Origin of the sequence: Cohnella sp. GCM10012308 (assembly GCF_042649185.1) — a bacterium.
Lineage (GTDB): Bacteria > Bacillota > Bacilli > Paenibacillales > Paenibacillaceae > Cohnella.
The window spans coordinates 13985-37789 of record NZ_JBHRYU010000025.1; the positions used below are offsets into that span (position 1 = coordinate 13985).

The window sequence follows — 23805 nt, forward strand, 5'->3', positions numbered from 1 at the left end:
CGTTTATAATGATGAATCGCGTAATGGGTCGCCCCGTTCGCCGCAAGCGACGGCGGGGCTTATATAATAAGCGGCCGAAGCCAGTTATTAATAGAGCCCGCGTGCCGTCAGCCCTTGACCGAGCCGATCATGACGCCTTGAACGAAGTAACGCTGCAAAAACGGATAGACCGCGATAATCGGCAGCGTAGATACGACGATAACCGCATATTTGAGCAGGGAGGCCGTCTCCGCCTTCGAGTTCATCGCCTTGGCGATATCCCCGCTGATCGCGGCGCCGGTCGTCTCCGCCGTCATCTCCTGAAGGACGAGGATCTGCCTGAGCACCATCTGGAGCGGATACTTCGCTGCGTCGTTCAGATAGAGCAAGGACGGCAGGTAGCTGTTCCAGTGAGCGACCCCGTAGAACAACGCCATAACCGCGATGATGGGAAAAGACAGCGGCAGCACGATGCGGGTGAACAGCCTCAGGTTCGTACAGCCGTCGATCTGCGCGGCTTCCTGCAGCTCTCTCGGAATCGTCGTCTGGAAGAACGTCCTGGCGACGATCAGATTCCAGACCGAGACGGCCACCGGCAGGATGAGCGCGCCCATCGTGTTGATCAGATGAAGGTCCTTGACCACGAGGTACGTCGGCACCAGTCCGCCGTTGAAGAACATCGTGACCAGGATAATAATAACGAAGAACGTGCGTCCTACAAAATCGGAACGGCTAAGCGCGTACGCGGCGGGCAGCGTTATAGCCAGGTTAAGGGCCGTCCCGAGTACGGTGTAGATGATCGTATTGAGATAACCGCTCCAGATTTTGGAGTTTTGGAACACGAGCGTATAGCCGTCCCAGGTGATGCCTTTGGGCAGCAGCCACATCTCTCCGGCGTTCACGAGCTTCGGCGAGCTGATCGACGCGCTGAGGATATAAATGAGCGGATACAGCACGACGATTAGCGCGATGGCGAGGAACAGATAGACGATGAACATGAAGACCTTGTCGCCCTTGGACGCCTTTATCGCAGCGTTGGCTTGGTTCATATGCGCATTTCTCCCTTCTACCACAGACTGGTCTCGCTGGTCCGCTTGGCGATACGGTTGACGAGAATCAGCAGGATGGCGTTGATGACCGAGTTGAACAGCCCTACGGCGGTCGAGAAGCTGTACTGCGCGTCGACCAGGCCGGTTCGATAGACAAAGGTGGAAATGACGTCGGAAGATTCCATGTTAAGCGAGTTTTGCAGCAGCAGGATCTTCTCGAAGCCCACGCCGAGGATATTGCCCATGTTCAGAATGAGCATGATCGTGATCGTCGGGACGATCGTCGGCAGGTTGATATGCAGGACGCGTTTAAACCGGCTCGCGCCGTCGACGATGGCGGCCTCGTGCAGCTGCGGGTCGACGCCCGCCAGTGCCGCCAGATAGATGATCGTGCCCCAGCCCGCGCTTTGCCACACCTCGGACAGGACGTACACCGTTTTGAACCACCGCGGATCCGTCAGGAACTGCGGCGCGTCGATGCCCACCCACTCCAGGATTTTGATGATGATGCCCGACGACGGCGACAGGAACGTAATGATCATCCCGGCCATGACGACGACGGAGATGAAGTGCGGCGCGTACGTCACGGTCTGGACCGATTTTTTGAACAGCCCGTTCTTCGCTTCGTTGAAGGCGAGCGCCAGGATGATCGGCAGCGGAAATCCGACCGCAAGCGCATACAAGCTGATACCGAACGTGTTCCAGATCAGATCCCAGAAATAATACGAGTGGAAAAACCGTTCAAAATGATCGAATCCGACCCAGGGACTGTCCATGACGCCTCTGGCCGGCATAAAGTTTTTGAACGCGATCTGGATCCCGTACATGGGCAGGTAATGAAATAAAATAAAGTAGACCAGCGCCGGCGCGACGAACAGGTACAGCTCCCAGTTGCGCCAGATCCGTTTGCCGAGCGACGCGCGTTCGGCAAGCTTCGTCGGCAGCGGCAGGCCGCCGTCCATCGTTTGAACTTGCTGCGTTTCTGCTTTCACGTTGCTCCTCCCTTCTTGCTGAACCGCCAGGCGGAACTTCGCGGCTTAGGGAAACGATCGTGCTCTTCCGCCCTTCGCGTAAGCTTCCGTCACGACCTCTTATCCTGTGAGCGCATTCATCCCTCGGCAGGCAGCGGCGTGGCAGCGATTACAATTCGAATTGTAGGGAAGACAGGCGCGCACCGTAAATATGTGAGATGTGCATTGTCATTGTAAAAGGCGCGAAACCCTTGCGGCGCAAGGGTTTGGGATGTAGGCGCTCTCATTTGGACGAGGGGCGGAATGTGTAAAGTTTTAACCGTTTTCAGGGCTGCAAACGTTACATATTGCGCGCTTGCGCGAGGTGTGACAACCTGTTTGTTGATTCGTAACGAGCCTGACGGCCCTTCCCGTTCCAATCAGCCAGCCACGCCAAGGAGGAAAAGAATATGACGCAGACTGTATCCGCCCTGCCCGCTTCGATCCGCGATTTTCTCGATCAAGCCGATCGGCGTCTTGCCCATCGACCCAAGCTGCAGCGGATGTTCCGCAACTGCTTCCCCAATACATTAGAGACGACGACCAAGCTGCTGGACGACGGCACGACCTTCGTCTTCACCGGCGACATTCCGGCCATGTGGCTGCGCGACTCGGTGGAGCAGGTGCGCCACTATCTGCCGTTCGTCCGCGAGGACGAAGAGCTCCAGCGGATTATCGGTGGGCTCATTCGCCGCCAGCTTTTTTACATTAACCAGGACCCTTATACGAATGCGTTCAACGAGACGGCTAGCGGCAAGCATTACAACGACGGCGACCTGTCCGACATGACCCCCTGGATGTGGGAGCGCAAGTACGAGCTGGATTCCCTCTGCTTCCCCGTGCAGCTGCTGTACGACTATTGGCAGGCCTCCGGCAAAACGGACGTATTCGACGACGCCTGCTACCAGGCGCTCGTCTCGATCGTGGACGTCATCCGCACCGAGCAGCGCCATATGGAAAAGTCGCCCTATCGTTTCCTGCGTCCCGGCTTCAAAGAGACAGAGACGATGCAAAACGACGGCCTCGGCCTGCCGGTCAACTACACCGGCATGACGTGGTCCGGCTTCCGGCCGAGCGACGATGCGTCCCTGTTCGGCTACAACGTGCCGGGCAATATGTTCGCCGTCGTCATCCTCGGCCATATCCGTGAGATCGCGAGCACGATCTACAAGGACGCCGGCCTCGCCGAGCGCGCGCAGAAACTGCGCGAGCAGATCGACTTCGGCATCCGCGCCTACGGCATCGTCAACCATCCGCGCTTCGGCCGCATCTACGCGTACGAGACCGACGGCTACGGCAACTACTGCCTGATGGACGACGCCGGCACGCCGGGCCTCATGTCCATTCCGTACTTCGGCTACGCCTCGGCGGACGATCCCGTCTATCAGAACACGCGACGGTTCGCGCTCAGCTTTGACAACCCGTACTACTTCGAGGGTAAGTACGCCAAGGGCATCGGCAGCCCTCATACCAAGGATGGCTATGTGTGGCATATGGCCTTGTCCATGCAGGCGCTGACTAGCACGGACGAGCAGGAGGTCAAGGACCTCATCGAGGTGCTGATCGCCACGGACGCCGACACGGGCTTCATGCACGAAGGCTTTGATTGCAACGATCCCGCGATCTTCACCCGCCCCTGGTTCGCCTGGTCCAACTCGCTCTTCGCGCAGGTGATCTGCAAGGCGATGGATAAGGGTTGGGTGTAGGGCGCGGAAGCTTCGTGGCACATAAGGTTGTTCCTGGCGGACACGAATTGTTCTGAAAGACCATTCGAAATCGCAGGAATGTTTGCTTGAGACTTTCGGAGCGAGGCAGCTCGGTTGTTTCTGCTTGAGACTTTCGGGGCGATGCGGTGTTTCGAGACGGCTCGGTTGTTTCTGCTTGAGACTTTCGGGGCGATGCGGCGCTTCGAGACGGCTCGGTTGTTTCTGCTTGAGAATTTCGGAGCGAGGCGGCGCTGCGAGGCGGCTCGGTTGTTTCTGCTTGAGACTTTCGGGGCGATGCGGTGCTTCGAGACGGCTCGGTTGTTTCTGCTTGAGACTTTCCAGCCCCGGCCCGTCACGATCGAAGTTGGTGGAACCGCTAGCCCCCGTCCTTCGGAATCTGCGTTTCGGCAGACCCTTGCGATTGGCTTCGGCCAGCGGTCGCCAGCCCCACGTTCGGGACATTCACCTTAAAGATGACGACCAAACTGGGCTTGCCACAATCGAAAAAACGACCCCGAAAGGTCGTTTCTTGAACAAGTGCAGCATCTAGAAAACTGGACGACGGAACACCGGTTACGCTCAAAAAACCACTTCTGCTGCGATACCCGTATATCGGATCGATTGAACGACGGGCTCAGAAGGAGACCCTGACCGAACAGACGGCTCGAACAACTGGACGACAATTTCGCGGTCGGTTATTGGACCGCAATGCGTGCCCCTTCTCTCTCCTATGGTAAACGTCCGGCGCGCTTCGTCCCACTGAAGAAGGGTATTTGCATAGTGACCCTTTTCATAGTCGTAGCTGTCGCCATCGTCCTCGTAGAGTTCGAATGAACCGCTCTGTCCGGCGTAGATGCGAACAATTAACCGGCTGTCGGACGATACGTCTTCGGTATGCCGTATCTCGCCCCCCATAGGCAGAATAGAACCGGCTCGGACATACAGCGGGATCCGTGCCAGCGGCGCCTCGGCTTCGATGACCTGGCCTCCCTCGTATGCCCGACCATCCCAGAAGTCGTACCACAGACTGCCATTCGGCAGGTAGACACTTCTCGCTTTGCTCCGGCCATCGATCGGCTTCGATCCGCTGCCGTAATACATCGGCTCCGTGACAGGATTGACCAGCAAAGCCGGACCGAACATGTACTGGTCGCCGATATCGTAGGTACGAGGATCGTGCCTGAAATCGAACGGCAGTGCACGCATCAAAGTATAATCATCCTTATAGATACGGAAGGCAAGAGAATAAATATACGGCAACAAGCGGTAACGAAGAGACAGGAACGAAGCCAGCGCTTCGTAGAATGGCTCCCCCGGCTCACCAAATCGCCAGATCTCGCGCGGTGTATCCGTGCCGTGCGAACGGAACATGGGCAGGAACGTGCCATACTGGAACCACCGTACGTACAATTCGCGGTAACCCAGATCGTCAATGCCTTCATCGTAGTCTCCGCTCCAGAACCATTGGTCAGGCTTGTTGCGGACGAAAAACCCGCCGATGTCCAATGTCCAGTATGGAGAGCCCGTAGCGCAGAAATTGAGTCCGTCCGGGATTTGCTTGCGCAAGGTGTCCCAGTTGGCGGAAATATCGCCCGACCAGGTGATCGTCCCGTACCGGTGCTGGCCAGCAAAAGCGGACCGGGTCAAATTAACAACCCGCTTGCGCTCGCTTGTCCTGCGCTGCCCTTCGTAGATGCCGCGGGAGTGGAGCAAGGAGTAGGCGTTGATCCATTGCGGATCGATATACAACTTGGCCTCGGCCGTATTAATGAGCATCCGTTCCTCCGGCTCGGGCTTGACCGCTCCCTTCCAGTCCGCTTCGAACGGCTCCGTACAATCGCACCACCAGGCGTCGATACCGTGGACGAATAATCCCTCGTTCGCCTGATTCCAGTACAATTCCCGCGCCTTTTCCTGAAACGCGTCGTATGTCGCCTGATTGGCCAATAATCCATTCTGCCGGGCCATTTCCTTATGATTGTCGCTGTCCGGGTTCATGATCGGCCAGATGGACACCATCAGGCGAACGTTCATCCGGTGCAGCTCGTCCATCATTTTCGTCGGATCGGGGAAGCGCTCCGGATCCAGCGTCTTCTGCCCCCACAGCTCGCCGGTCCAAGACTTCCAGTCCAGGACGATGCAATCGAGCGGCAGCCCGCGCGCACGATACTCGCGTACCGTCTCGATCAACTCGTCCTGGGACGTATAACGCTCCTTGGATTGCACGTATCCGTAAGCCCACTTCGGAAGCATCGGCGCCTTGCCCGTGAGATGACGGATGCCTTGAACGACGTCGTCCAACTCGGATCCGGAGACGAAGTAGTAGTCCATCTCCGCGTCCACATCGGTGGATAGATAAGAACCGAACGCGTCGTCGTGGAACTTCATCAAGGAATAACTGTCCACGACGATGCCATAGCCGCCTGTCGACACCAGCACGGGAACGACGGCTTTCATATTTTGCTGATACAGATATTGGTGCTGCCCGCGCAGGTTGAACATGCCTTCTTCATGCGAGCCCAGTCCGTACAATGCTTCCCCGTCCGCCCAGTCGAACTCAAGCCTCGTTTGATAGGCTTTGCGGTCGACTTCTCTCCGGATATGATCCGCGCGGACTCTCAATCCGTCGGCACCCTGTCCGGTTTCAAGTTTGACATTGTCGTCGAATACGGCTTTGACAACTTCGATCGGAACGAGCGTCTTGCCTCCGCGGGACGGTTCTTGCACGAACAAGATTCCATTCGCGTCAAAGTAGGCGAAGGCGCCGGTCTGCTTGTCGATTCGAATCGTGATGTCCGCGGTACTGAAGATCAGATGATAGCTTTCTTCCTTGGTCGTATATGATAGGTCTGGATCCGGACCACGAATAATCATGATGCTCTCTTGGCCGCCGAATGCCGTCTCCATTGTATATTGAATGCGGATGGTCCGGCTCGAATATGGCGTGAGTTTCATCCTGCCTTCCGACGTCTCCAGAACCAGTCCGCCTGGCTGCGCTTCATATTTTAGTATCTTCATCGTATCCTCCTGTGCTCGCGACCCTCTTTTTGGCTGCGCTATTCTAGCCTTTGACCGATCCGCTCGTCATCCCCGCGATAATAAACCGTTGGCCTAACAAGTACACGATTAGAACCGGCAGGATGGTCAATATGATGTCCGCGCTGACCAGGTTCCATGATTGCTGGAACTGTCCGAAGAAATTATAGACTGCGAGCGTCATCGGCCATTTTTGGGCACTGTTCAAATAATAAAGCGGGAGAAGAAATTCGTTCCAAGTGTTGAGAAACGCGAGAATGAACACCGTAACCGCAGCAGGCTGAAGCACCGGGAAAATAACGGAGAAATAGAGCCGAATCGGTCCGCATCCGTCGATCACGCCCGCTTCGTCCAGCTCCTTCGGCACGCCCCCGATAAATCCGAACAGGATAAAAACGCTGAACGGAATCTGCGTAACCATGTACAGAACGATGATTCCGGCCCTGGTATTCATCAATTCCGTCCATTTCATAACGTCAATCAAGGTAAAGTAATTGAGCGGCAACGCGATACCTAAAATCAGGAAGAAGTAAAGCAGCCGATTGAGACGCGATCTGTTCCGAGAGAGTGCGAAGGCAGCCATCGACGAAAAGAGGATACAGAAGAGGGCAGAGATACCCGAATAAGCGAAGCTGTTCAGAAACGAGTGGCCCAGCTTGCCCTTTTCGATAACCGTCGAGAAATTGTCGAAGTGAAACGTTTTGGGAAGCGCAAAGCCCATGGAACTGGATTCGGCCCCCGTTTTGAACGCATTGATGACTATGAGCAAGATAGGAATGATCGCAATCAAGCTAACCACGCCTATCGCGGTATTCGCGATCACAGCTTGCAGCTTTTTGTTTTTCATATCAGCCTTGTTCCTCTCTTGACATAAGCTTGATGGCAAAGAAGCCCAGTATCGTCATAATGACAAACAGAACGGTGATTAATGCCGTGCCGACGCCATAGCTTCCGAGAGAAAACTGACTGAATACCTGCGTATAGACTACGTCGGTCGCATAACCGGGACCTCCGTTTGTGAGGACGTACACCGTATCGAATATTTTCAGGCCGTACAACAGATTGAGCACTGTCGTCACGGTCAAGGAAGGCATCAGCAAAGGAAGGGTAATATAACGGAGTTTTTTCCAGACACCGGCTCCGTCGATATCCGCTGCTTCGTAATAAGAGTGGGAGATCGCCTGCAGGCCGGCCAGCAGGATGACCATGATATAGCCCGCGCCTTTCCAGACGTCGACCGCGATAACGGATTTGAACGCCCATTGAATGTCCGTCAGCCAATGCTGCGTCCATGACGACAATCCTACCGCCCTCAGTGTCTCGTTAATCAGTCCGTATTGCGGATCATAGATCGATTTGAAAATGATGCCGACTACGAGCATCGGAATCACAGAGGGCATAAAAAGGATGACGCGATGAAAGCTCTTTAGCCGGATTCCTTTGTTCACCATCAGGGCAAGCAGCAATCCGATGATCGTCTTGAGGACGATCGTGGCCACCGTGAAGACCACCGTATTCCGAATGCCATGCATGTAGTTCTCGTCGGATGAGAAGATCGTGCTGTAATTATCCAGTCCTATGAAGTGGATCGTTTTGACGTAGCTGTTCCAATCCGTAAACGACAAATAAATGCCCATCAAGCTGGGAACGACGGTAAACACGACGTAGAACGCCAAGGCGATCGCAATAAAATAAAATGGATACATTCGTCTGGTCATGAGTCAGTCCCCGTTCTTGAGCGGCCTTAAGCAGAAAGGGGCCGATCCCGGCTTCCGCCGTCGAGCCCCCGCCTGTTTCGTGCCGCTTCGTTCTTACTTCCAGTTCGAATCGCCGGCCGTCTTCGCCTGCTGATCTCTCCGCTTGTCGATGTTTTTCAGGATATCCTTCGGCGTCATTTGTTTGTTCATCATAGCCGCCATATCCTTGCCGATATCCATCCATTGCGGATTTACATAATTGATTGCGGTTTGATAGACCGTTCCGGTCGTCTTGCCGTACGTATCGAAGAACGCTTTTTGCTCATCGTTGAACTTGGGGGTGATATCCTTGAAGTTCAGTGTCGTGAACTTGGGTTCGTTATCGAGCAGGTACTGCAGATTTTCTTGCTCCGTCAGAAATGCAAAGTATTGCTTGGCTTCTTCAACATGCTTGGAGCTGGTGGAGATGAACTTGCTTGGAGCGGCGGGATTGACGTTCAGATCCTGATTGTCCATGAGCGGAATCGGGAAGAAGCCGTAATCGGAAGCCTTGCTGCCCGGAACCGCTTGCTCGATCTGAGCGGGAAGTCCGATATTGTAGAGCGTCATGGCGTATTTGCCGCCGGCCATGTTCTTTTCCGTGTCAGCGTACGTATTGGAGAATGCGTATTCGCCGAAATACCCCTTTTGTACCAATTCGCTAAATTGAGTGAGCGACTGCTCGAGTACGGCAGCATTTTCGAATTTCTCGCTGTTGCTGATCAGCTTGTCGGCTAGTCCCGCGTCGAGCTCCTCGTATCGTACGCCGATCTCGGGAAACCAGAGCGTGTGATGCCAGCCGTCCGATACGGGCTCGTAAATCGGCGTTACGCCGGAAGCTTTGATCGCTTCGCACGCTTTGAGGAACTCCTCGTAGCTTTTCGGAACGCTCAGACCGAGCTCAGCGAATATCGGTTTGTTGTACACCATAATCCAGCTCGAGCTGGGGTCCCAGACGGTGAGCGCATAGACCTTGGATTTCCAGGACGATTGCTCGATAAAGAGCGGGTCTTCCCTTTTAACCCATTCCTCGTTCGACAGGTCGACCGCGTTGTTCTCTACGTCGTATAGCGGACCCAGATCGAACTTGCCGCTCTGCCCGCCGAAAATGTCGGGCGCTTCGCCCGAGGCCAGCTTCGCCTTGAGCACGTTGCTGTATTGATCCGACGGTACGATCTGGTAATCGATATGGATACCTGTCTGCTCCTCGAACTTTTCGGCCAGCTTCATTTCCGGGTCCTTGATCCAATCCTGGCTCGCCAGGTATGACAACGTTATGTTTTTCTTCGCTGGCGTGGTGCTGGCCGCCTCGCTCGCCTGGCTCGTGGCGCTCGCGGACGAACCTGACGCTTGCGGCGAAGCATTTCCGCCAGAATTGCCGCAGCCGCTCAGCAGCCCTCCTGCCAGTCCAGTCAACAGAAAAAGACTCATTGTTTTTTTCATGCCTATTCCCCTTTTGAATCTGATTTGTAAACGCATTCAATCGATTGCTTTCTCATTATAAATGAAGCGCTCCCACCCTCTCCATGCAGAAGTTTGTGCGTTTGTTTGTACATTTTTTCCGAGGGTTGACAAGCCACCGGATACAGATGAGAATGAAAAAAACGAATTCGACGGGAATGGGAAAATCAACGAATTCGACAGGAATGGGAGATCTGATGAAGCTGATCCGCAAGCCTCGTTCTATTCGTTCGATCTTATTTCTTACCTACTCGTCGATCATCGTCATCGGCATCGCGATCCTGTTTGCGCTTTTTTATGCCTGGTCCTCCGGCTTACTGAAAACCCAAGCTTTTAATTCCATATCCGAGTTATCGTCGACGCTTCAGACGCAGTTGGACCTGGAGATCCAGAAGCTGGACTCCGTCTCGGTGAGCATCTTGTACTCCAACCTCATTACAGACCGAATCTCGGCCTATGAGACGCCCGGCACCGATAATTTGAATCCGCTCTCTTCGGAGCAAAGCGGCAGCCGTTACAATAAAACGGACACCGCCCTTTACGATATTCTTGTGGCCCTTGTCGGCCCTTCTTATCCGGTCCAGCAAGTATATTTGCATTTATTCTCCGGCATCTCGATCGGGGTCGGCTTTGACAACAGCCAGAAAAAGTCCGATGTCGCAAACCAGCCTTGGTACACGGCCGTGGAGAGAGACAAACGAACGAAAGTCATCACCCTGTCCAAGACTGGCGACGGTGTCCTTGGCTTGAAAAATAATGTATCCGTTTCCCTGCTTCGTCATTTTTCCGACAAATTTAATGCGCCGAAGGGCATCGTAGAGGTGAGGCAGAGCTACAGCAAAGTGTTCAGCGGCGTCATCAGGCAAACCAAGGAAAATCCTTCGCTTGAACAAGTTCTTATCTATACGAATGAAGGCGAAATCGTCTATCCATACGAATACACGGAACAAGACAAGCAGATCGTCGATCAGATTCTACGCCTGCCGCCCGACAGCTTGATTGCAGGCCAGCCTACATTCATTTCAAACTCTCTAACCAGCGATAAAGACCTGCTCACCATTAAGCATTCCGATCTGACGAACTGGAATATCGCAGTCATGATCTCGAACAAAAACTTGCTTTCGCCTCTCAATAGATTTACTAAAATCGCCATTTTGGCTACGCTCATTCTCTTGATTTTTCTCATCGTATTATCGTTCGTCGCCTCCAAGAGAATCACTCGTCCTTTAAGCTCGCTCAACAAGACGATCAAATCCATCAGTCTGGAATCCCTCGTAACCGGTACCACGGCCGAACTCAACAGCGGACTGAACGAATGGGACCGATTGAATGCATCGTTCGTCAAAATGAACGGCAGGCTCAAAGAATCTTTTGATCAACTGCTCCTTTCTCGAACACATGAGATGCAAGCTAAAATGACAGCGCTGCAATCGCAAATGAACCCGCATTTTCTGTATAATTCACTGGCCACGATTAGCGCCATGGCCTACGAGCAATTGAATGAACAAATCATCGCCCTGTGCGACAATCTATCCGACATGATGAGATATATCTCAGCCGATGAATCCTCCTTGGTCGATATACAGACCGAGATTAACTACACCGAAATGTACTTAAATTGCATGAAGCTTCGCTACGGAGACATGCTGGCTTGCTCGATCGTACTGCCCACTTCGATTCAATCGATCCAGATTCCCAAGATCATCATTCAACCGTTGGTCGAGAATGCGATCAAGTACGGCACCAAAACGAGCCCGCCTTGGGAAATATCGATTCGCGGCACCGTTGCCGATCGGCGCTGGCTGATCGAAGTCACGGATAACGGCCCCGGCTTCAACGATCAAGAATTAACGAGGTTTTATGCGCAGGTGGAGGAAATGGAGCGGAGTCAGGTGCTCCCCGCGCTGAAGTTGCACGGCATGGGACTGCTCAATATTTACATCCGATTGAACCTGCAATATGGAAACCAAATGTATTTCCAAATTCGCAACTTGCCGGACCGAGGGGCTGTCGTTACGATTGGCGGTCCTTTACACTCGAAGTAAAGGTGGAGAAACCTTTGAACCCGATTTATGTCATCGTAGCGGAAGACGAGCCTTTGCTGCTTCGCACGCTCGTCAATCAAATTCAAAGAACGGACGATTTATTTCAGGTCGTTCTGTCCGCCAGCGACGGCGAGAGCGTCCTTCGCTTTATGAAGAGCGAGCGAGTACCCGATCTACTGTTCACGGATATTCACATGCCTGTACTGGACGGCATCGGCTTGATTCGGGCAGTAGAGCGGGATTATCCTGCAGTGAAGAAGATCGTCATCAGCGGCTACAGCGAATTCGAATATGCTCAACAGGCCTTGAAAATGAACGTCATCGATTACTTGCTCAAACCGGTGAAGATACGGGAACTAGAGAATTTGCTGTCCATGTTGAAAATGACGATCGAGAGCGAAAGGGCTGCTCTGAAGTCGCCAAGCCTGCTCACGGGACGTCAGTATACCGCCGAAGAGATCGTTAAGACCGTGGCGGATTTTATTAAAAACAACTATTCGCTCGAGCTTAGCTTAGAGGACATCGCCCGTCAGTTCAACGTAAATGCATCCCACTTAAGCAAAATCTTTTTGAAGTATACCGGCGAAGCCCCCTCCAAATACATCATGTCGTTAAGGATGAACGAAGCCAAACAACTGCTGTCATTGAAAAAGGGGCTTTCTATTAAAGAAATTGGCGAAGCAGTCGGATATCCGGATCCGTACTACTTCAGCCGAATTTTCAAGCAGTCTACCGGCATGACGCCGACCGAATACAAAAGCCGATTGCCATGACCGGCATATCTGCTTGCAACAGCGATAAGCAGCCCTGGTCCGATGTTTCTCCGGACCAGGGCTGCTTATGTTCAATAGCTTCAATTACAAAGTGCGATCGATAACGCTCCCAGGTCGGCCCAAGGTTATTGCCCCTGCTGTTCCAGCATCCGCAGCAGGATCGTTACCGCTTCAGCCCGGGTCGTTTTCCCGTTCGCGTCGAATCGGTTGGCGCCTTTGCCGCCGATGATTCCCAGATTTTTGAGAGCGTATACCGCCCCTTTGCCCCATGCCGGAATCATAGAGTCATCCGCAAAGACGGCATTCGTATCCGCCGCATCTGACAACTTGAGCGCCTTGGCGATCATCTTCGCCATTTCCGTTCGGGTGATTTCGGCTTTTGGACGGAAAGTCCCGTCTGAATAGCCGTTAATAATTCCCGCTTTTACAGCGAGCGAGACCGATGGTTTGGCCCATACGCTCAATGCATTTAAGTCCGCGAATACAAGATCTTCGCCTTCGCCCGCCAGCTTGAGCGCTTTGGCAAGCAGAACGGCAAATTCTTCTCTGGTCACGGTACGGTTCGGTCGAAAAGTACCGTCTTCATAGCCGTTTACAATGCCAAGCTCCGTAGCTTGAAGAATAGAAGCTTCGGCCCAGTGTCCTTTGATATCCGCAAAATTCACCTTTTCGTCCGAAAGGTTGACGCTTGCGACAGCTTGCAATTTGTGAAGCGTCAATTCAGAATCCACAAGTTTGATCTCGCTTAGCGACAGTGCGGCAGCGCCGCTTTTCACGCGCTTGAATTCAAACGTGACCAGATCTGCCTTGCCGTCAAAGCCCGGCACGCTGCCTACCTTCGTATATGCGAATTCAATTGTACTCCCTTTGACGATCGGTTGAACGGTGAAGCCATCGAGCTTCGTGGAACCGGAAACGAAAGACAATCGGTCCGAATTATACGTCACTATCATGTCAAAAGCGTACATGTCCTTCAGACCGTCGGCTTGAACGGTCACTTGAACGTTTCCGTCGACATCGATCCTTTTTAATCCAAACGTAGGGTTGCTTTCTGCTGAAGCAGGAATGCTCCAGGCGACCAACAGGATTGTCAAGATCAGCGCGCTAAAACACCATTTCCGCATCATTTGCAAGATGACCTACCTTTCTTTAGCAAGTCCACATGCCCAATTGTGAATTGGGCATGTGGACTATATCTGATTAGTGATGTTCCTTCAGCCAATCGCCTATAATCATCCGGGCTACAGCTGCCAGCTCTACGATGGTGATCTTGCCATTGTTGAACAAGTCGGCTTTCTCGACCTGACTCCAGTTCGGATCCGTATGATCCACATTGAAGTATTTGGCGATAATCGACAAGTCGCGAATGGTAACTGCGGATTGTCCGGGGACAAGCGTAACCACCTGCCCTGCGAAGGTCGTCTGAGCGCTCGCGAGAGCCGTTACCGCGGCATCTACCTGGGATTGCGTCGCCGCTGATTGGCCAAATACCGTCTTAGCCGTTTGTACGGCCATATTGAACGCGCTGATCGCACTATTCGGATATTGTCCGATCTTTTGGCCTTCCACAGCGCGGCCCAGCTTGCTTTCCGCTGCAATGATCGCTTCGCTCAGCGCCGACTTGTTAACTAACGGAGGCTGAGAAATGACACTGTTTTGGAATGTGCTGACCGCAGCATTCAATGCCGCAACTGCCTCGTCAACTTGATTTTGCGTAACGGACGTACTGTTGCGGACCGCGTTAGCCGCTGCGATCGCGCCGCTTAGCGCCGACGCCGCATTGATCGGATATTGTCCCGGAGACGTACCGATCGAGGCTCCGTTGTACAGTTGTTCTGCGCTCGTAATAGCGGTATTGAGTACCGATTTGTTAATGCCGACAACACCTTGGACGAAGGTCTGAACGGCGGTATTCAAGCCCGCCAGCGCGTTATCGACATCCGTTTGCGTCGAAGCGTCCTGGTTCGCAATCGCTCTCGCCGCATTGATCGCCGTGTTGAGGACGGCTTTCGAGCCTGCAGGATATTGTCCTTGAGCATCGCCTTCGACGGCCAAATCGTGCAGATCTTGCGCCGATTGGATCGCTGCCAGGAGCGCGGTCGTATCAGCCAGCTTGACCTGGATCGACAGAATCGCATCAGCAGCGTCTACATTTGCGGAACCATCGGCATTGGCTACGACAAATTCCGATAAAGTAACGGTTGTCGCGCCGAAGGATGCGTTCACCTTCGCTTTGGCATTCAATTTCAGCAAGTCGGCCGTGCCTGTCGGCACATGTCCCGAAGTACTGGTCAGCATAATCATAATCAAGCCTTGTTCCGGGATAACGCCGGTTCCGATGATGGAAACTCCCGGTGCGAGAGATTCCGCCGCGCCTTCGTCGAGAATAAGTTCGTTGTCCGAATTGAGCACTGTCGCAAATTCCAGCTTCGCTGGATCGTAATGAACGACGAGGCTCGCGGAATTGTAGTTCTCTTGGACCCCTTCAAGCGCAATCTTCGCTTCAAAGGATTGGGATACCCGCACGGACGACGGTCCCGTCAAGGCCGCTTTCAGCGTCGACGGCACATTAACCGTCGTATCGGCGATCGTGATGACGAGTTCCTTCGTTGCCCCCCCGCTGAAATTGAACTTCAGCGTAGCGGTTCCCACCGCCAGCGTACCCAGATACGACTTGTTAATCGTAACCGTATTGCCCGAAACGGCGTAGTCGACGCCAAGCTGTAAGGTCGTGCTGCCGCTCGCGATGCTGCTCAGGCTGTTCCCGTTCAGTGTCATAACGGTCGTCACGTTCGCCTGATTGGCGACATTCTTGTCAAAGCTAGCCGCGGTCGGCTCAATCGTGCCGGTCGCCACAAGCGCTTTGAATGCGTTGCGCAGCGCGTAATACGAATTGTCCGCCGCTTGCTGCTCGATCCCGCTATTGGAGACGGCACTATTGGCTTCGCTTAATGCGGTTGCGAAAGTGTTCCATGAATCGCTTGTGTAAATCGTGCTGTCCAAGCCATCGACGTCCGCAATCAACCCGGTCAGGAGCGTTTTGTCGACCGATGCGACAACTGGATTCGCAGGTCCGCCGCGGCCGGCTTTGACCTCGTTAAAATAGGTTTCTATTTTCGTGACTTCGTCTGCAGTCAGCACTCTGTCGTAGATGAGAATCTGCAAGACTCGGCCCTGGAAGCGGTAGGGAGTTGCAGCCGACATCGTGTAGCCTACGCCCAGATCCGAGCTGTTCCCCAAAAGGCCCTTAGCATTGGTTCCAGGGGTGCCTATGACGCTGTTGTTAACAAAAACGGATCGATTGTTTCCGTTCAGCTGTGCCCGAACGCTGACCAGACCGTTAGTGGCAGAGGTTGCAATTTGCTGCCCGCCGCCCGATACGCTACCGTCCGTATTACCAAAGCGGATGTTAACTCTGTCTGTTCCCAGACCCAGATTGATACCGCTCCAGCCGCTGTTGGCAGCCCAGGTTTGGTAAGCCTCGTTCAAACCGAAATACACAAGGCCGCTTTGATCGCTGGAGTTGTTGGCCGTGGCTGTCGGTTTAGCCAGCGCGTAGATCGTCATCTGCGTTTTGCCGTTATAATCTTTAAAGCCGGCAGCTTTAAGCGGCCTTGACATCGCGCCGAAATCTACATAGTCGTATACATCGTTCTTCAGCGTGGGATTACCGGTTGGTATTCCAAGATTATCGCCGCCGCTGCCGGGGACGTTTGCCGGGGCAAGCTTCGCCGGGACGCTTCCCATATTTGACCATCCGGTCACGTTTCCGTTGCTGTCTTTTTCCACGCCTTCATCGGCTTTGAGCCATAAGTCAAGACCGTTTCGAGGAATATCGACAGGCGTCAGATCGCGCACCACAATACGAGCATGCGACTGGCTGAGTACATCGCCTTCACTTGACCGTACATAAATAATGTATGGACCGGGCAGCAGAGGCGCTGTCATCTCGATCATGTTGCCGGAGGCCTTTGTTTCTTTGTTGCTTTCAACAAAGTTTCCGTCACTCGACGAGGATATCCAGATCTGTTTTGAGGCGTCGTCCAAATCGTACGCAAACCTGACTTTCCCGCCTGGAGCTACCGACACCTCGGCCGGGAGCAGTCTGTTGGCCTCCGATACGGTGGTCGTAAAGTTGATGGTTTGGGAATTCGGCACCGTCGGCGTGCTGACTACCAAAGTCCAGCTTCCTTCGGTGGCGATTTGGTACCCGCTCGTCACGGGGTTGCCGTTAAGCGTAAAGGTGTTGCCGCTGCCATTCAACGTCAGTTTAAGAGGCTGTACCGCCGAAACTTCGTAATTTTGCCCCTCGTCGACATTGGCCGTTGACGCGCTTGCGTCGACGTATACCGTATACTTGGAAGTGGCCGTCGGGGTGCCGTCTCCATACACGATATATAGTTTGTATGCTCCCGCAGCAGTCGGAGCGTTGATTGTCTTCGCGTTGCCGGCAGCTTTTTTCTGCGCAGCGCTTTCATTGAAGACAGTCGTGTTCGCAGGCGCGAGCCAAACCGTATCTTCAGCTTTCAGCAGACCTCTGCGGTTCAGCCTATCGCCTTTGCCCAGAATAACGTTGGAGGCCAGTTCAAACTCGGTATCGGCAATGAGGCTGTTCGGAATCATATCCGTGTATTCGTTTGCAAGACCCGAATTCAAAACGATATCATTGCCTTCAACCGGCCAGATGCGGTCTACGCTTTTGTAATTGTCAAGCGTAATCCGGGGAGCGCCGTTCTGGTTGTTATCCCCGTCCACATAACCGCCGACAGAATACATATCGCTTTTACGCTTCCAGTTGTTGAACTCATACAGACGGCTTTGTCCCGGAGCATAGGAGAGCTTGGACTGCACGACGTTGCCAATAAACTTGATGAACGTGCTGCCTTCGTCGGGATGGAACCCGTTCGTCCAGTTGTTGGAGGACGTCGGTTTATCCGTCGGATTCGGATTAAGGAAGTTGTAGTTCATCTCCGTGAAATTCGTCCAGTTGTCAGGATTCCAGTTATTCGCAGGGTCGGTGACAGCGGCATTTGTCAAGTTGTTGACGGTATCCCATGTTCCTCCGCCCGGCAAAGTACCCGGATCGCCCTGACGTCCCAGAGAGTAAATCGCGCCGGAGTCATTAACGACCGTGCAAATTTCCTCTATCCGGTTGTAGTTGATTTTGTTGTTTCTTGAGGTCGTAGAGATATCTTTGGACCTTGCCAGACTCGTTTCACTCGTACCGTGGTAAGGGCCGCCGGTCTTGTTGGTGCCCTGGGCGGTAAAGCCGAACCCGTCATACTCGTCCCAGCCCCAGCCGATGCTCATAGCGCCGTAGGTGGTGTCGTAAATGTAGTTGTGCAGCACCTGCATGTTCGTGGTGTAAAAAGAAGCCAGTGCGTTGGCGCCCGGGAATCCATAGCAAGTGTGGTACAAAAAGTTATTTGTAATATAAATATTTTCCGGCACGGCTTCCGTACCCGCCGCGAATTTTTCCTTGTCGACGCCAGCCCAATTCTTGATTGGCGTGCCGGAGGCTGAGGCGCTGGATTCATGCAAGCCCGCCTGATCGTTTTCATAGATATGCTGCGGATGTCCGATGACAATACCGGAAGCGAGCGTATCTACGATATAGTTGCCGGTAATTTCGATATCCTTGGCATCGTTTTCCACATGGATGCCGATAAATCCGGCAAGTCCGATCTCGCCGTTCAGCACTTTGATATTCCTTGCCGCGTTGATCCTTACAGCAGCCGGCGGTATGTCATAACTCCGGTAGAATGTCTCATGCCAGTTAATGCTGCTCGGGAAGTAAGCGGTGTTCACGATCGCGCCCTGAACGGACGCGAAGCCGCGGGAACTGGTCGTTACCGGACCCGATCCGTCGCTATAAGTATAGGTGCCCGTCAATTCAGTCAGTTTGTAGTCGGTATGGGCAAACGTCAGCCCGTCGAAGGTGATGTTCTTGACACGCCCGTTATCCGAGCCTGCAACAGGGTTCAACCGATCTCCTACAGGGGTCCCCTTGATATCGACGACCGTCTCAAGCCTTGGAATGATTACGTCGGCGGTATTGATATCCTCGCCCTCTAGCGGGATGTAATAAAGCGTGCTTTCCGCTTGATCGAAATAGAAATCTCCGCGTTTGTTTAAAAATTCGAACGCATTGCGGATGACTTGATTGTTGCCTGGATTGTATTGCGTGTTATTGCTCAAAGACTGTGAAATCGCCGCATACGGCATCTGAAAACGAAGCATGACGCCGCCCGGCTTGTTGCTGGCTGCCGGAGCTTGTTCGATCGAAGCGAAGGTAACAAAAGGCCGCGCCCATCTGGCGGTGGAGCCGCCAACGCTTTCGGCTTCGATGTTTTGCGGATTTTTCGTTTCCGTCGTCAGACCTACGCTGGCATCGAATACGATAGCCGCCCGGATGTTGCTCCCGTTCTGCCACGCCCAAGGATTATCGGTACCGTTAAAGCTGACCGTGGGCGTGCCGGTGACGGTTCTGTTTCCCGAAGCGACCTGCGGGCTCACCGTCATGTTGGCGCGCTTATCGTTGACATAGATTGCTCGCAGCTTGTCGCTACGGTTCAGCGTCGTTTTATACGCTTTCAAGCCGCCAGTCTGAGTAAGGCCGACAGCTTCTGTCCATACGCCTTTTTCCAGCATATCGCCGCCGCTGATTACCGGCTTCGCACCTGGCGCCGCCTCATAGCGAATCGTACTGGCTGCGCTTCCAGAATCGTCCTTGTTAAAAACCAGGGTGTCATCAAGCGAATAAAATCCATCTGCGATTTGAACGACGATATCGCCGCCGGTCTTGGGCAGCGTCCTTACGACTGCTTTTGCTTTGGCAATCGTTTTGTACGGCTTTAATTGTGTTCCGTCCCCTGTGTTATCGTTGCCGGTTGTAGCAACATAGATAGTGGCACCGGGTGAATTGCCACCAGCAGCGACCACCTTCCCTGAAAATGGAAGCATGGAAAATAGCATCGCCAAAGTCATGCTCCAAATTAATACTCTTTTTCTCACTTTCATAACCTCCTTGGAAATGATGAATAAAAGCGCTTTCAAATTTCTCACTTATTATAGTTGAACCCTACTTTGATCTCCATGCAGATGCTTGTGCGTTTACTTGCAGTATTTTTCCGAGGGCAGACATCTATTTCGTCGTGGATGCATTCGGGAACCGTGCGTTTTTCAATTGACGCGACAGGAATTAGACCGTATAAATTTAGAATCCCTACAACCGTCTCCCCTCCGTCCTTCTATCGTTCAGCTTGATGTTATCTAGTTGTGCGCTGCTATACAGCGTTTGAGCGATCCGCGCCTCACCACCATTGGAAGCGCCACCAACAATGATACTTAGCATCCGCTCATAATCCCAGAGACGATTGTTCGTGCATAAGGAATATTTTCGGGATGATGGACGGGATACGGTTCGGACGCAAAAAAAGACACCTGGGCGGTGTCTCTTGTACCTCTCATGGCTTCATTACTTAAGTATAGCCCCCGCCGTCAAAGCGTTTTCGATCTTTTCGTTGCCGATCAGATATACGATGATCATCGGCAGGCTGGACAGCAGCATGCTGGCGCCGATCAGTCCCCAATCCGCAACCCCTACGTTAACGAAGTAACTAAGCAAGCCGACGGTGAGCGGACGGAACTGGTCCTTGGAAGCAATGATGAATGCGAGCGGAAACTCGTTCCATATGCGGATGAAGATGAGCACGCATTGGGTCATGAGCGCCGGCATGACGATCGGAAATATAATTTTGAAAAAGGTCTGGTACACGTTGGCTCCGTCGATGCATGACGCTTCCTCCAGCTCCTTCGGCAACGAGCGCAGGAACGCATACAGCATGAGTACGCAGGACGCGATCGCGAATCCCGAATACGGCAGGATGAGACCGAGATAGCTATTTTTAATATGAAGCGTCTTGATCAGCTGAAACAAAGGGATGACGACGACTTCGATCGGCACGATCAGCCCTAACGATACATAGAACAGCGCCGCCGAGTTGAATCTCCACTGCATCCGGCTGAGGCAATAGGCCAGCATGCTGCCGGTCGTCAGCGTGAGCAAGATCGTCCCTGCGGTATAGATTAGGCTGTTCTGGAAGTAAGTATAAAAATGATATTTGGACAAGGCTTCGCCAAAGTTCAGCCAGTCCCAAGAGGTCGGAATGCCGAAGGGATTGGCGTAAGCTTCGTTCTTCGACTTTAAGGCCATCGTTACCATCCAATACAGGGGAAACAAAAACGTGCAGCCGACGACCACCCAAAATACGCGACTCAACACTTTCAGAAAAATCACTCCCTAGCTTAGAACTCCAGCTTCCCTCTCGCCACAAACCGCTGGATGACGAACGAGATCACGAGACATTGAATAATGAAGAGCACGGCAATGGCGGTCCCTTTGCCGAACTGGGAAGTGTCGAACGCCGTATAGTACATCTGGTAGATGACGGTTCTCGAGGTATCCCCGGGTCCTCCGGCCGTCATGACGCGCACATGCGAGTAGAAGGCCATCGAGCCTAGCGTTGAAAGGATCAATACGTACTTGATGACGTTTTGCAGCAGGGGGATCGTGATCTTCAGGCACACCTGCGCAAAGCTGGCGCCGTCGAGCAAGGCCGCTTCGTAATAGTCTTTGGGAATCGTCTTGATTCCCGTATAGAACAGGATGGCATTCAGTCCGATATATTGCCACAGGAACGACAGCCCGATGCTCGGCATGACCGTTTTCTTTTCCGTCAGCCACGAGTGCGTCCAGTCGCTTAGTCCGATGGAATGAAGGATGCTATTGAACAGTCCCCAGTTCGGCTCATAGAACGCAAGCCAAATCTGGGCCACGACCGTAACCGACAGGATCGCGGGAAACATGGCCGCCGTCTTAAAAAAGCGGCGAAGCCTTGGCGTTTGCACGTCCATAAAAAGCGAGAGCATCATGGAAAGGGGCAGCCCCAGCAGCAACGATATGGCTACGATAAGATATGTGTTTTTGTGAGCGGTCCAAAAGGAAGGCGTCGACAGCACTTCCCTGTAGTTATCCAATCCGACAAAACCCAGATTGCGAAAGCCGTCATGGTTGTGCAAACTCATCCAAATCTCCGGAAGCAGCGGGTATACGCAGAATACAGTAAACAACAGCAAGGCCGGCGCGGTAAACACGAATATGGATAACTTGGTGCTGAAATACTTGTTCATAGCGCTCTCCACCGTTTAATTTATGTCTAACCCCCCGCGGGCTCGCCGAGGGGGATTAGCTGTTGCCGGTCCGTTAATTGTCAAACCACGTGTTCTCGCTCCAGATCTTGTTCATCGCTTTGTTGAAATCCGGGGCGGCATATTCGCCCGTCAGCAGGTTAGCGCCTTCCGTGGATATCTCTGCCGAAGTACGCGCATCCAGCGAATTCAGGGCCATCGAAGCGATCTTGTTCGGGATCGGATTGTACCAGTCCACGAACTTCTGCATCAGCGGGCTCTTGTCCGCGGGCGTGTTGCCCGTCTGCAGGGCGATCGGCGCTCCGGTCGTCTCGAAGTAAAGCGCGTCCGCCATGGCGAGGAATTCGGCCAGCTTGACCGCTTCTTCCGGATGCTTCGTCTTACCGCTGACCGCGTAGCCGTTAAGCGGGGAGCCCCAGAACTGCACGTTCTTCGTCGGGTCGTATTTGTCGCTCGCGGCCGGGAACGGGAAGAAGTCGACCGTCTCGTCCTTGGCGAGGTTCGGCAGCTCCCAAGTGAACATCATGAGCATCGCCGCCTTCTTGGAAGTGAACATCTCCATCGCCGGTCCGTAATCCAGGTTGGCGATGCCGTCCGGGAACACGCCTTCCTTGACCATCTTCTCGATTCGGGCCGCTCCCTCCTGGACGGATGGGTTGTCGAAGTTCGTTTTGTTGCTCACGAGGTCCGCCATCGCCTGCGGATCGCCGATCTGGATCATCTGCTGCAGCATGAAGAGCTTCACTCCCCATCCGTCCTTGCCGGGCGTAACCGCCGGCACCATGCCTTTGCCCTTGAGCGTCTTCGAGATTTGGAGGAACTCGTCGAACGTAGCGGGCGCCTTGACCCCGGCTTGCTCGAACATATCTTTATGGTAGAAGATCACCGGCGTAAAGTACGTGTCCGCCCCCGAAGAAAGGCTGTAAATCTTGCCATCGACATGCTTCAGCGCATCCGGCACCGCATACTTGCTCAGGAAGCCGTCATTGGAGATGTAGGAGGTGAGGTCCATAATGCTGCCCGTGCTCTTCAGCGGCGTGAAGTAGCCTGCGTCGTTCCAGAAAACGTCCGGCATATCCTCCGACGCGTTTAGCGTTTTTAATTTGTTCGCCATATCCTCGCCGCCGCCGCCGGGCTCGAATTCGACCTCCAGATTCGGCAGCGCTTCCGCAATCTTCGGCTTAATATACTTATCCATGATGTTGTTGCGATTCTCGTCGGTCGTAATGGTAATGACCCTCATTTTGATCTTTTTGCCGTCCGTCCCCGCGCTTTCCTTGGCGGTTTCCGTGGCTGCTTCCGAACTCCCCGCCGCGACCGACGGGCTGTCGGACGGCTTGCTGTTGTTGTTTTCATTTTTGCCGCTGCATGCCGACAGTACCAGCAAAGCGCCCGCCATAAGGATCGCAGCCTTTGCCATTGAATTGTTTTTCATCGTTTGCCTCCCCTGCGTATCGACCTCTTCTTAAAGTTGACGCGTCTTTGAAAGCGATATCAACCTTGAATTCATCTTACGAATCTTCCCAATTTTAGTACAGAGATTATTCTCGGCCCGGAAGTAAAATTAACGGCAAAAAATGAAACTGTCGCAACCTTCAGCCTGATCGCCACGGTTCGCCCCGGCCGGCGCCACTGTCCCGCCATGTGGCGTCGTACAGCGCCTCTTCGCCCCGACCGGCGCCACTGTCCCGCCATGTGGCGTCGTACAGCGCCTCTTCGCCCCGGCCGGCGCCACTATCCCGCCATGTGACGTCGTACAGCGCCTCTTCGCCCGACCGGCGCCACTATCCCGCCATGTGG

General features: G+C 53.5%; 14 protein-coding genes. 3 read left to right on the forward strand and 11 right to left on the reverse strand.

Annotated elements, in window-relative coordinates; all coding sequences use genetic code 11:
* Positions 1–107: 107 nt before the first annotated feature.
* Together ACFOTD_RS23125 and ACFOTD_RS23130 are read right to left on the reverse strand one after the other, a co-directional pair.
* Positions 108–1028: a carbohydrate ABC transporter permease gene (locus ACFOTD_RS23125; protein ID WP_378122299.1), complete on the reverse strand. Its 921-nt coding sequence runs from the start codon at positions 1026–1028 to the stop codon at positions 108–110.
* Between the two features lie 17 nt (positions 1029–1045).
* Positions 1046–1990, reverse strand: coding sequence for an ABC transporter permease (locus ACFOTD_RS23130; protein ID WP_378122373.1), 945 nt, complete (start codon positions 1988–1990; stop codon positions 1046–1048).
* Between the two features lie 458 nt (positions 1991–2448).
* Between ACFOTD_RS23130 and ACFOTD_RS23135 the strand changes: the two genes are divergently transcribed.
* Positions 2449–3744: a glycoside hydrolase family 125 protein gene (locus ACFOTD_RS23135; protein ID WP_378122300.1), complete on the forward strand. Its 1296-nt coding sequence runs from the start codon at positions 2449–2451 to the stop codon at positions 3742–3744.
* A 579-nt stretch (positions 3745–4323) separates the two neighbouring features.
* On the opposite strand, the gene ACFOTD_RS23140 is transcribed toward ACFOTD_RS23135, so the two are convergent.
* The 4 genes from ACFOTD_RS23140 to ACFOTD_RS23155 all read right to left on the reverse strand — a co-directional run bounded on the left by ACFOTD_RS23140 (position 4324) and on the right by ACFOTD_RS23155 (position 9959).
* Entirely contained in the window at positions 4324–6762 is a 2439-nt protein-coding gene (locus ACFOTD_RS23140; protein WP_378122302.1) for a glycoside hydrolase family 31 protein, read from the reverse strand.
* Between the two features lie 43 nt (positions 6763–6805).
* Positions 6806–7627, reverse strand: coding sequence for a carbohydrate ABC transporter permease (locus ACFOTD_RS23145; protein WP_378122303.1), 822 nt, complete (start codon positions 7625–7627; stop codon positions 6806–6808).
* Position 7628: 1 nt separating this feature from the next.
* On the reverse strand, positions 7629–8498 hold the full coding sequence (locus ACFOTD_RS23150; RefSeq protein WP_378122304.1) for a carbohydrate ABC transporter permease: 870 nt from the start codon (positions 8496–8498) through the stop codon (positions 7629–7631).
* Positions 8499–8591: 93 nt separating this feature from the next.
* Entirely contained in the window at positions 8592–9959 is a 1368-nt protein-coding gene (locus ACFOTD_RS23155; protein WP_378122305.1) for an ABC transporter substrate-binding protein, read from the reverse strand.
* Positions 9960–10174: 215 nt separating this feature from the next.
* On the opposite strand from ACFOTD_RS23155, the gene ACFOTD_RS23160 reads away from it, so the two are divergent.
* The gene (locus ACFOTD_RS23160; protein WP_378122306.1) at positions 10175–12022 is read left to right on the forward strand and encodes a sensor histidine kinase; all 1848 of its coding nucleotides are present in this window, start codon (positions 10175–10177) and stop codon (positions 12020–12022) included.
* A 14-nt stretch (positions 12023–12036) separates the two neighbouring features.
* Positions 12037–12795 (forward strand): response regulator transcription factor, encoded by a 759-nt coding sequence (locus ACFOTD_RS23165; protein ID WP_378122307.1) that lies wholly within the window; start codon positions 12037–12039, stop codon positions 12793–12795.
* A gap of 125 nt (positions 12796–12920) precedes the next feature.
* On the opposite strand, the gene ACFOTD_RS23170 is transcribed toward ACFOTD_RS23165, so the two are convergent.
* From ACFOTD_RS23170 to ACFOTD_RS23190, 5 genes are all read right to left on the reverse strand, one after another.
* Positions 12921–13922 carry an S-layer homology domain-containing protein gene (locus ACFOTD_RS23170; RefSeq protein WP_378122308.1) on the reverse strand — a complete coding sequence of 334 codons (1002 nt, stop codon included), beginning with the start codon at positions 13920–13922 and terminating at the stop codon, positions 12921–12923.
* Between the two features lie 73 nt (positions 13923–13995).
* A complete protein-coding gene (locus ACFOTD_RS23175) occupies positions 13996–19815 on the reverse strand; it encodes a X2-like carbohydrate binding domain-containing protein (RefSeq protein WP_378122309.1) in 5820 nt (1939 codons plus the stop codon).
* 457 nt (positions 19816–20272) lie between these two features.
* The gene (locus tag ACFOTD_RS23180) at positions 20273–21010 is read right to left on the reverse strand and encodes a carbohydrate ABC transporter permease (RefSeq protein ID WP_378122310.1); all 738 of its coding nucleotides are present in this window, start codon (positions 21008–21010) and stop codon (positions 20273–20275) included.
* 92 nt (positions 21011–21102) lie between these two features.
* The gene (locus tag ACFOTD_RS23185; RefSeq protein ID WP_378122311.1) at positions 21103–21987 is read right to left on the reverse strand and encodes a carbohydrate ABC transporter permease; all 885 of its coding nucleotides are present in this window, start codon (positions 21985–21987) and stop codon (positions 21103–21105) included.
* A gap of 73 nt (positions 21988–22060) precedes the next feature.
* Positions 22061–23440 (reverse strand): ABC transporter substrate-binding protein, encoded by a 1380-nt coding sequence (locus tag ACFOTD_RS23190; protein ID WP_378122312.1) that lies wholly within the window; start codon positions 23438–23440, stop codon positions 22061–22063.
* Positions 23441–23805: the final 365 nt, after the last annotated feature.

What these genes read in the sequence shown, in the direction of transcription:
- ACFOTD_RS23125 (WP_378122299.1), bottom strand. Translation starts at nt 1,028, where the DNA reads ATGAACCAAGCCAACGCTGCGATAAAGGCGTCCAAGGGCGACAAGGTC.
- ACFOTD_RS23130 (WP_378122373.1), bottom strand. Translation starts at nt 1,990, where the DNA reads ATGGACGGCGGCCTGCCGCTGCCGACGAAGCTTGCCGAACGCGCGTCG.
- ACFOTD_RS23135 (WP_378122300.1), top strand. Translation starts at nt 2,449, where the DNA reads ATGACGCAGACTGTATCCGCCCTGCCCGCTTCGATCCGCGATTTTCTC.
- ACFOTD_RS23140 (WP_378122302.1), bottom strand. Translation starts at nt 6,762, where the DNA reads ATGAAGATACTAAAATATGAAGCGCAGCCAGGCGGACTGGTTCTGGAG.
- ACFOTD_RS23145 (WP_378122303.1), bottom strand. Translation starts at nt 7,627, where the DNA reads ATGAAAAACAAAAAGCTGCAAGCTGTGATCGCGAATACCGCGATAGGC.
- ACFOTD_RS23150 (WP_378122304.1), bottom strand. Translation starts at nt 8,498, where the DNA reads ATGACCAGACGAATGTATCCATTTTATTTTATTGCGATCGCCTTGGCG.
- ACFOTD_RS23155 (WP_378122305.1), bottom strand. Translation starts at nt 9,959, where the DNA reads ATGAAAAAAACAATGAGTCTTTTTCTGTTGACTGGACTGGCAGGAGGG.
- ACFOTD_RS23160 (WP_378122306.1), top strand. Translation starts at nt 10,175, where the DNA reads ATGAAGCTGATCCGCAAGCCTCGTTCTATTCGTTCGATCTTATTTCTT.
- ACFOTD_RS23170 (WP_378122308.1), bottom strand. Translation starts at nt 13,922, where the DNA reads ATGATGCGGAAATGGTGTTTTAGCGCGCTGATCTTGACAATCCTGTTG.
- ACFOTD_RS23175 (WP_378122309.1), bottom strand. Translation starts at nt 19,815, where the DNA reads ATGAAAGTGAGAAAAAGAGTATTAATTTGGAGCATGACTTTGGCGATG.
- ACFOTD_RS23180 (WP_378122310.1), bottom strand. Translation starts at nt 21,010, where the DNA reads ATGGCCTTAAAGTCGAAGAACGAAGCTTACGCCAATCCCTTCGGCATT.
- ACFOTD_RS23185 (WP_378122311.1), bottom strand. Translation starts at nt 21,987, where the DNA reads ATGAACAAGTATTTCAGCACCAAGTTATCCATATTCGTGTTTACCGCG.
- ACFOTD_RS23190 (WP_378122312.1), bottom strand. Translation starts at nt 23,440, where the DNA reads ATGAAAAACAATTCAATGGCAAAGGCTGCGATCCTTATGGCGGGCGCT.